Origin of the sequence: Vibrio sp. 10N.261.52.A1 (assembly GCF_002876325.1) — a bacterium.
In the GTDB taxonomy this organism is placed as follows: domain Bacteria; phylum Pseudomonadota; class Gammaproteobacteria; order Enterobacterales; family Vibrionaceae; genus Vibrio; species Vibrio chagasii.
The window spans coordinates 1-9,247 of the sequence record NZ_MCYD01001225.1; the positions used below are offsets into that span (position 1 = coordinate 1).

A 9,247-nucleotide genomic window follows, 5' to 3' on the forward strand; every position below is an offset into this window, starting at 1 on the left:
AACTTGTCCTATGGTCCCAACTTGATGTCGTTCAATGCGCTCTAGGATGGATGAGATATCGTTGGCAAACATCAGGGGTTGTGGCAGGTTTTCGATGTCCTGTTTCTTGAGTTTTTTACGGTTGTTCGCATCATAGTTCCATTTACCGCCGACTGGCTTTCCATCGTCTAAGAGAATGTCGAAACGCTTCCTCATTCGACGATAAAAGTGCTCCATCATGATGTGTTTATCCTTCGGGAACTGTTCCTCGATTTCGGAAAAAGGAAACATGAAGTGCTCGGAGTCGCAGCTCCCTTTAACAGTGTTAGGTAATTTAAGCTTGTTAAGTTGTTCTAATAGACGATATTCGTCTGGTCTCTGGTATTCAAATTTCGCGGCGTTAAACTCGTTTGTGTAGTGCTGAAGAACGGCGTCGAGATCTTTAAACTGTGCCGTATCATCCAAGGTTAAATGCAACACTTGGTGCCCACGTTGTGTTAGTTCTTCAGCGAAATAACCCATTGCAGAAAAGAACGCCGCCACTTTTTGGATGTGCGAGGCAACATAGTCGGTTTCCTGCTTTAGTTCGGCGATGATGTAGATCACTTCATCACTGACATGATCGAACCAAGAGTGCTCAATATTGAGCTGGTCACCTAAAATTAGGCGTACAGTTTTGTATTTCATATTACGTCCTGATATCGAGTTGACGTTGAAGCTTCATCATCCCGGTGCCACTTGTTGATAAAGGCGTGCTCTGGGTCATACATTTCTGTCTGCTTAACGAGATCGAAATGACGGGATTTAGATTGTGATTGATTGGCTGCACTTGGTTTGTTGGCGTTTTGCGTAGCCTGTGAATTTAAAGCTCCGGCGATATAAGCCCAATTCCCCCAATTCGACGCGACATCGTAATCGATGAGTTGGCTTTCGAAATAAGCAGCACCGTGGCGCCAATCAATACCGAGTTCATGAATCAAGCAGCTAGCGACCAGCTGTCTGCCTCTGTTAGACATATAACCCGTTGCGTTAAGCTGGCGCATGCAGGCATCAACAATTGGGTAGTTGGTGTTGCCGCTTTTCCACTTGGCGAAGCTTGATCCCGAAGTGGTATCGAGCAATTGTTCATTTGGCAGATCACTAGATTCTCGACCAAACAGCGATGTCCCCAGCGTTAAACACTTCCAGTAGAAATACTCACGCCACAACAACTCAAAGTAAATCCAGTAGGTAGAATCGTTCGCCCCACGATGCGCTTCGAATTGCTTTAAGTGGCGGTAAATGGTTTTTGGCGAAACACATCCCAGTGCTAACCATGGAGAAAACTTGGTTGAGTTCTCGATGCCATCTAATGCGTTTCGCGTCTGTTTGTAGGTTCCGGCATAGTCATGTGAAAAGTAGTTTTCTAAGTGGATTAACCCTGCCGTTTCGCCGCCTATGTAGTCGCCTGGTTTTGAGTCGTTTAACTCAGGTATCGGCTTTCTATAACACTCGGTAGCGGTTTGTGGCGCTGGTGGAAGGGAAGTTATTACACTTTCTTCTATCTCAATCTCTAAATATTCAACTTGAAGACGGAACTTAGTGAACGAACGAGGTAGCTTAGTAAGTTCGAAGGGGAACGCATCACTCTCAAACAAAGTCGTGTGATGTTGTTGAGAGATGAATAAACCAGGGCACTGCGTTAGCGTATCAATTACTAACTGTCGCTCGTGATGGGCACAATGCGAACTGGCAAAAAAGTGTGTCACTTGTTGAGATTTGACGAGTTGAACTAAGTCCTCACTCGTATTTCGCTCTAATACAAAAAGGCGTTGTCCAAGACGCGCCAAACTCAAGGCTAAATCATCTATAGCTTGCTTAATGAAGAGGTGACGATGCGCCCCGTTTTCCTGTTCTTGTGAAAGTCGAACAGAGTAGGTAGAAAGCCTTGGTTCGACCGCGACGCATAGTAGCTCATCGACGAGCTGAGACGCCCGATGCAGTAGTGTGTTGTCGTTTATTCTTAAGTCATTTGTAAAAAGATAGAGACCAATCTTTTTCATGATTACACTCGTGAATTGTTAATTATTAGACGCTTACGAGTTGATACGCTAACAAGATCACAAATGATGTAGGGAAATCGGTAGTACGTAGCCAGAGAAAAAGGGACGAGTACAGAAGGGTATTCGGCCAACCGAAATATGCCAACCAATAATACCGATAGAGGTTGGCAATGCTGAACGTTTTAACCGTTTAACAGAAAGCTGCTATTCCATCGGAACGACCAAGATATCAATCGGAGAGGTGTCGATTATCTGTTTCGAGTGGGAGATAAGCTTATGCCAAAAATCATGGTGATGGCCGCACATTAATAGGTCAACGTTATTTTCTGAGATAGTGTTCTTGAGCTTATCGTTCAGATCGCCCGTACCGACAAAAATATGCTTAATAGGGTGCTTTGCGTAAGCCTCGAACTCTTTCAAGTGGTTAACGGCACCTTGATTGATGGGTAAATCCCCGTCGTTTGCTTGAATATCAACTAGCTCGGGGTAGATTTCTCCATGCGTACCATCAATGTAGACAAACGAAATACCCGCATCGAGTTTATCCGCGAAGAAAGTCGCTCTATCAATCAGTACTTTGGTGTCGTCAGACAATTCAACGGCGACTAGAATATGTCGGTATTCCATAATTTAAGCCTTTTGTTGTGGGTTATGTAACAAGCATAGTTTTTGTTGGCGCAAATGATATCGAAGAGGTCTCATATTAAGGAAAATCATCATTCAAAGATCTTATAAAGGCTATCCTGTATATAGCGCTTTGATTGATAAGAAATTTACAAAAGGTTGATATAGTGGATGAAGCGCTAGCTTATGCTGTTATATAGGCTTGAAAGATCAATGCGCCACCAATGAAGAGGCATCAATGACAGCATTACTCACCATTCCCACCCGAACACTTGGCTTTGATTACGATATCGAGATTCGTGATTGGTCACAAAAATTGGTTGGCTTCCATGTGTTTGAAGATGGACGACGTCCACTCGATGGTGGTATTGGGTTAAGCCTTAATCTCATAGAGCAATTTGATGTTAATGGGCAATGGTTAGAAACTCTGCCTGCACGTTACCGTGAAATCACAGACAACTTTCCAGAATACCAGTACCAAATGTTGTGGTTGGCGGCGAACACTTATGAAGCGGCACAACTGTTGGAATTACGGCCAGTGATCTTGGCGCTGATTTGCATGAAATACAGTGTTGATAACCAGAAAGCTCTGGAGCTGAGTCGTTTAGGGCAAAAGAAGATCCTGACTAAGCTTGGTCTAGACAGCAGTAAAGCGACGCTAAAGTTTATTGATAAGCTCGAGCTGCATTATAACGTTGGCGATGAACTCGACCATATCGTGCGAATTTTAGAGCCGCTGCAAAGACGTGTTCTGAAGTTTAAGCACTACTCGAAGGTTGGCTACACGGCACTACGCTTAGATCAGGTACATCCATTTTTAACCGGCAGTCGATTGGGTATTGCAATGGTTGAAGAGGGTAGACTCAATTCTCCGTCGAAGATGGCGATGTTCCAAGATGCGATATTGTTAGGGCAGGATTTAGAAATTGATGATCCTTTACGTTCAATAACCAGTCAGAACTCGTTCGCAATGTTCGAACAACTCCACGACCGTTGGACTGAGCAGCGTCAATTACGACGTTTAGAAGGCTGTCGCCCTATGGACATGGATATCCCGTATCCGGTCCCTTTGCTTGGGAATGAAAACATTCACCCAATTATGGATTACTTTGATCTTGAGAAAGAGGGCATCGAACAAAAGCACTGCATTGGCGTGTATCATAATCGCATTATGAGTGACCGCTATGTGGTGTTTCGAATGATGAAGCCTCAGCGCTTAACTATAGGTTTACGTCGTGTTCCAAGTAAAGTGTTTCCGTTTGAGATTGACCAAATCTGCGGTAAAAGAAACGCGCCACCGACTGAGGCAGCTCGCAAAGTGATTCACGATTGGTTGGAAGCGAGTAAGCAAACGTACCCCAACCGACATTGGTTAAAGTAGAAGGGAAGCTATATGTATCAACAAGGCGATTTGTGCCCACATTGTGGTTTGATTATTGCGATGCCAACGGACTTACAAGCGGAATGCTTAGGTTGTGGAGAAGAGATTAATCAAGACGCAGACTATGATCATTGTGAGGAAGAAGAGTAGCGTAATACTGCTTTTAGTGATTTGTTTAACTCACTGGTTCTCATTTCTATCGTTCGTATTTAAAAAGGAAGTTTAAATGCAAAAAGTCGTTTTTAGACAATGTGTCCAGCATTCTCCACACTGGCAAGAGCTCGAACGCCTTTTTCAAAGTGAATGGGCGGACTTTGAGTTTAAATCGGCCTATCCAGAACACTCGTACCCAACCAACACTCATCTACCGCCAGTTATCGTGGTTATTCGCGAGAATGTTGTCATCGGTGGTTTAGCGTACTCCCATTTTCAAGAACCTCATCAAGTAAGGGACGTCGTGTGGATTAATGCTGTTTATGTTGATGAGAAATGGCGACGCCAAGGCATTGCGAGTGAATTGATTAAGCGAGCGGTTGAACAAATGCCAGCCTTTTACCAATCTAAAACCGCAGAACACTCTGCGTCTAACCTTTATGCCTATACCAACATACCGTCTTTGTACCTTTCTCTTGGTTGGTCGATCGTTAACATCAATACCGACCCAGACCATCATGTGGTGTGTGTGTCTTTTTGAACAAAGGTATCGGCTTACGATGTTAAAAGTGTTTAGTTTTATGTAAGAAACAGAGCAAATATCGCCAATAAATCAAACAACTAGACGCTGATTAAAGCTATCAATACGATTTATTACAGCAGTTGTTGAGCACGAAGCCTATATTGACTAGAATGACGCACTTTTTTTATTTACGTACATACAGGTAATGAACATGAGCGATACTAATTCAAGACCAGCTTTACCAGATCATCTTGCAGGCAACCCACGCAGCCCACACCACGTGGCTGAGTGTTTCGAATACCCAATCGGTATCCGTCTAAATGGTAAAGAGCGTACTGATGTTGAAGAATACTGCATCAGCGAAGGTTGGGTGAAGATTCCTTCTCCTAAAGCACTTGATCGCTTCGGTCAGCCAATGCTTATTACTCTTAAAGGCACTGTAGAAGCTTACTACATCGAAGAATAATAGATTGTTGTAGCTGAAATTAGCTGCGGAATACTGTTTATAGAAGGGTCTAGAGAAATCTAGGCCCTTTTTGTCTTTGTACCGTCCTAAATATGCTTTCGAGAAATAGAAAGTTGTCTTGTCGCCATCGTAAAACGCAGTATTCAATATGCCGCAAGGACAATAATACGACGTACTGTGCTTGCTTAACGCTCGATTGCTCACTTATGGCTAGTGCTTGCTCGATTTACAATTGGTTGAATAGTAAACGAATCGTCAAAAATATGAAGCGTGATCTAATTAAATGAAACTAATTTGCTGTATTTAAACAATTTTATTGTTAATAGCTATATGCATCACAGAAATTATCCCTGAAGCACATACAATCCCTCCTGTTTTCGAATGAGCGTATATTTTTTCGTTCGAGCATTTTATATTTCCTTCGCCCAATAATATGAGGTTCCTATGTTTGGAATATTCAAACCTATGGCGCATATCGATCGCTTGTCATCAGATAAGATCGATAGCACTTACACACGATTACGATGGCAACTGTTCATCGGTATTTTTGTTGGCTATGCGGGTTACTACCTAGTCCGTAAAAACTTCAGTTTGGCAATGCCTTACTTGATTGAACAGGGTTTCAGCCGTGGTGAGCTGGGTGTGGCATTAGCAGCCGTATCTATTGCTTACGGTTTATCTAAATTCTTAATGGGTAGCGTTTCTGACCGTTCTAACCCTCGTTATTTCCTCAGTGGTGGCTTGTTAATGTCGGCACTGGTTATGTTCTGCTTTGGTTTCATGCCTTGGGCAACCGGCAGCATCACCGCAATGTTTATTCTTCTCTTCTTGAACGGTTGGTTCCAAGGTATGGGCTGGCCAGCGTGTGGGCGAACCATGGTGCACTGGTGGTCACGTAAAGAGCGTGGCGAGATCGTGTCGGTATGGAACGTGGCTCACAACGTGGGTGGTGGCTTGATTGGTCCAATGTTCTTATTGGGTCTGTGGGCTTTCAACGATGATTGGCGAACCGCTTTTTATGTTCCTGCATTTTTTGCCACTCTCGTTGCTATTTTCATTTGGTTCACAGTAAGAGATACCCCTCAATCTTGTGGTCTACCGCCAATTGAAGAGCACAAAAACGACTACCCAGATGACTACGACAAATCTCACGAAACTGAGATGACAGCGAAAGAGATCTTCTTTAAGTACGTATTCAATAACAAACTGCTGTGGTCTATTGCAATTGCAAACGCGTTCGTTTACCTAATTCGTTATGGCGTACTGGACTGGGCTCCTGTTTACCTAAAAGAAGCGAAAGACTTCTCTGTAGATAAATCTTCTTGGGCTTACTTCTTGTATGAATGGGCAGGTATCCCTGGCACGCTATTGTGTGGTTGGATCTCAGATAAACTATTTAAAGGTCGTCGTGCTCCTGCAGGTATCTTGTTCATGGTATTGGTGACTATCGCTGTTCTAGTTTACTGGTTTAACCCGGCAGGTAACCCAACTATTGATATGATGGCACTGATTGCGATTGGTTTCCTAATCTACGGCCCGGTAATGCTAATTGGTCTTTACGCACTTGAACTTGCACCTAAGAAAGCTGCGGGTACAGCGGCTGGCCTAACAGGTCTATTTGGTTACTTAGGTGGCGCAGTTGCAGCAAACGCGGTGCTAGGCTTCATGGTTGACCATTACGGATGGGATGGTGGTTTCACTATCTTGGTGGGTGCTTGTGTAGCTTCAATCATCTGTCTGCTGTACGCGTTTGTAGGTGAGCGTAAGCACCATAAAGAGAAAAGCCTTGAGCAAGAGAAAGAGGCAATAGCTTAATCATTCTTTAACTCAACAGCATCATACCAATAATTAAACGAGGCAGGGACAACCTGCCTCTATTATATCAAGGAATAGAACAATGAAAACAACGTCACTGTCCCTGACTCTATTGGCTCTAAGCTTATCGGCTAACGCATTTGCCGATCCTTTGGTTATTGCTCACCGAGGCGCATCGGGTTACTTACCTGAGCACACACTGCCTGCTAAGGCTCTTGCGTATGCAATGAAACCAGATTACATCGAACAAGATGTTGTGATGACTAAAGACGACCAACTCGTTGTACTTCACGATCATTATCTAGATCGCGTTACCGATGTTGCTGAGCGCTTTCCTGACCGTGCGCGTGAAGATGGGCGCTACTACGCGATAGACTTTACGCTCGCTGAGATCAAATCATTAAGAGTGACAGAAGGCTTTAAGCTCGATGAGCAAGGGAACAAAGTCGCAGGTTACCCAACACGCTTCCCAATGTGGCAGTCTGATTTCCGAGTACCAACGTTTGCAGAAGAAATCGAAATGATCCAAGGCTTGAATAAGACCCTTGGTTATGACGTTGGTATCTACCCAGAAATCAAAGCACCTTGGTTCCACCGTCATGAAGGGAAAGACATTTCTAAAGCGGTACTGGCTACCTTGCATCAATATGGTTACCTATCTAAAGACGATAAGGTCTACTTGCAGTGTTTCGATGCGAACGAACTAAAACGTATAAACGACGAACTCATGCCTGCGATGGAAATGGACCTCAAGCTGGTTCAGCTAATGGCTTATACGGACTGGAATGAAACCATGACTTACAAAGGCGATGTAGCAACGCCTTATAGTTATGATTGGATGTTCGAGAAAGAAGGCATGGCAAAAGTGGCGACTTATGCTGACGGTATTGGCCCTTGGAAACCTATGCTGGTGGACGATGCATCAACCAAAGACAACATCATCATAAAGCCGTTGATGAAATCAGCGAAAGACGCAGGCTTAGATGTTCACCCATACACATTCCGAGTTGATCCAGGCCGAATTCCAGGTTATGTCGATAACTTCGATGGGATGTTGGATGTGTTTTATAACCAAGTGAAAGTCGACGGTGTGTTTACCGACTTCCCAGATAAAGCGGTAGACTTCTTAAACCGTTAATTGGTTAATCCAAAACAAAATACAAAGAGTTAAAAGCACTGCCTGAAGGTGTTTTTAGCTCTTTTTTTGATCTAACAATCTCGCATTAAATCTACTCTCTCAACACACTTTCATTATTACTTGGTTTACACCGTTTGTACTCCTTGATAGGTTACGCGCAATGCAGTCAGTTGCTCAATATGAAGTGCTTCTGGTTGAAACGAATATTGAAAATGGACCCATCATGGAAGAAAGAAGCAAAGTCTACCTAGATAGTTATCTCAATTCACTGCCGGCTGAAGTTGCCAAACAATACACCTCATTCAGTGCTGACTATTACTGTGCGGATGAATACAACGCCAATCTATGCGCGCAGCTGATACTGAAAGGTGAAAAACAAGCCTCGTGCAGTTTGGAATATTGGTACAGCCATGAAGGCGAAACCATGCCCGTTGTTGGACACTTGCAGGTGGTCACTGATTGGCACGGTGAGCCTGTCTGTATTGTTGAACTTACCTCGGTGTCATTGTGCCGATATAACCAGGTGACGGCTGAATTTGCTGCCGCTGAAGGCGAGGGTGATAAGACTTTGGAGTGGTGGCGAGAAGCCCATTGGAACTTTTTCTCTCGTGAGTGTGAAGAATTAAAGATCACACCAAGTGAAGACATGATGTTGGTGCTTGAGCGTTTCAAAGTCGTCCATCATTAATTGGTTTGGTCTATACAGAGTGTCACAAGTTAAATGAATCTTAACCCGTGGCACTTAAAGCTCAAAAATGGCAAAGCAATAGAACAAGGAGTGTGTAGTGAAGATTGCGATATTGGATGATTATCAAAATGCAGTAAAAAGCCTCGAGTGTTATCGTAAGTTAGAACAACATGACGTCACCGTATTCACCGAGACCTATCCAGAAAATGAACTAGTGTTGAAGCTGTACGACTTTGAGGCGCTTGTGCTCATTCGCGAGCGTACCGAAATCACGGAGTCGCTGCTATCTAAACTGCCAAATCTAAAAGTGATCAGCCAAACCGGAAAAGTCAGTAATCACATCGATCCACAACTGTGTGAACGTTTCGGTGTGAAAGTGCTAGAAGGACGAGGTTCACCTGTCGCGCCCTCTGAGCTCTGTTGGGCATTGATTATGGC

At 43.8% G+C, this 9,247-nt stretch carries 10 protein-coding genes and 1 pseudogene; 8 read left to right on the forward strand and 3 right to left on the reverse strand.

The features are described from left to right. The 3 genes from BCT81_RS25845 to BCT81_RS25855 form a co-directional block, all read right to left on the reverse strand. Positions 1–666 (reverse strand): cryptochrome/photolyase family protein (locus BCT81_RS25845; RefSeq protein ID WP_133152730.1); only part of this gene is annotated, 666 nt, incomplete at its 3' end. Next, entirely contained in the window at positions 663–2,021 is a 1,359-nt protein-coding gene (locus BCT81_RS25850; protein ID WP_102426313.1) for a DASH family cryptochrome, read from the reverse strand. The genes BCT81_RS25845 and BCT81_RS25850, both read right to left, overlap by 4 nt. Positions 2,022–2,225: 204 nt before the next feature. Then, complete coding sequence (locus tag BCT81_RS25855; RefSeq protein ID WP_102426314.1) at positions 2,226–2,648, reverse strand: universal stress protein; 423 nt, start codon at positions 2,646–2,648, stop codon at positions 2,226–2,228. Positions 2,649–2,883: 235 nt separating this feature from the next. Here BCT81_RS25855 and BCT81_RS25860 point away from each other — a divergent pair, with 235 nt between their 5' ends. From BCT81_RS25860 to BCT81_RS25890, 8 genes and pseudogenes are all read left to right on the forward strand, one after another. Further along, entirely contained in the window at positions 2,884–4,026 is a 1,143-nt protein-coding gene (locus BCT81_RS25860; protein ID WP_102426315.1) for a PcfJ domain-containing protein, read from the forward strand. A gap of 12 nt (positions 4,027–4,038) precedes the next feature. Beyond that, the gene (locus BCT81_RS29475) at positions 4,039–4,176 is read left to right on the forward strand and encodes a hypothetical protein (RefSeq protein ID WP_198596964.1); all 138 of its coding nucleotides are present in this window, start codon (positions 4,039–4,041) and stop codon (positions 4,174–4,176) included. A gap of 76 nt (positions 4,177–4,252) precedes the next feature. Then, complete coding sequence (locus tag BCT81_RS25865) at positions 4,253–4,720, forward strand: GNAT family N-acetyltransferase (protein WP_102426316.1); 468 nt, start codon at positions 4,253–4,255, stop codon at positions 4,718–4,720. A gap of 193 nt (positions 4,721–4,913) precedes the next feature. Beyond that, complete coding sequence (locus tag BCT81_RS25870; RefSeq protein ID WP_004739610.1) at positions 4,914–5,168, forward strand: DUF3297 family protein; 255 nt, start codon at positions 4,914–4,916, stop codon at positions 5,166–5,168. Between the two features lie 444 nt (positions 5,169–5,612). Further along, a complete protein-coding gene (gene glpT / locus BCT81_RS25875) occupies positions 5,613–6,983 on the forward strand; it encodes a glycerol-3-phosphate transporter (RefSeq protein WP_063523272.1) in 1,371 nt (456 codons plus the stop codon). Between the two features lie 82 nt (positions 6,984–7,065). Then, on the forward strand, positions 7,066–8,121 hold the full coding sequence (gene glpQ / locus BCT81_RS25880; RefSeq protein WP_102426317.1) for a glycerophosphodiester phosphodiesterase: 1,056 nt from the start codon (positions 7,066–7,068) through the stop codon (positions 8,119–8,121). Between the two features lie 223 nt (positions 8,122–8,344). After that, positions 8,345–8,809 carry an ASCH domain-containing protein gene (locus tag BCT81_RS25885; protein WP_102426318.1) on the forward strand — a complete coding sequence of 155 codons (465 nt, stop codon included), beginning with the start codon at positions 8,345–8,347 and terminating at the stop codon, positions 8,807–8,809. 97 nt (positions 8,810–8,906) lie between these two features. Continuing rightward, positions 8,907–9,247, forward strand: a pseudogene (locus tag BCT81_RS25890) (D-2-hydroxyacid dehydrogenase family protein); the annotation flags it as partial.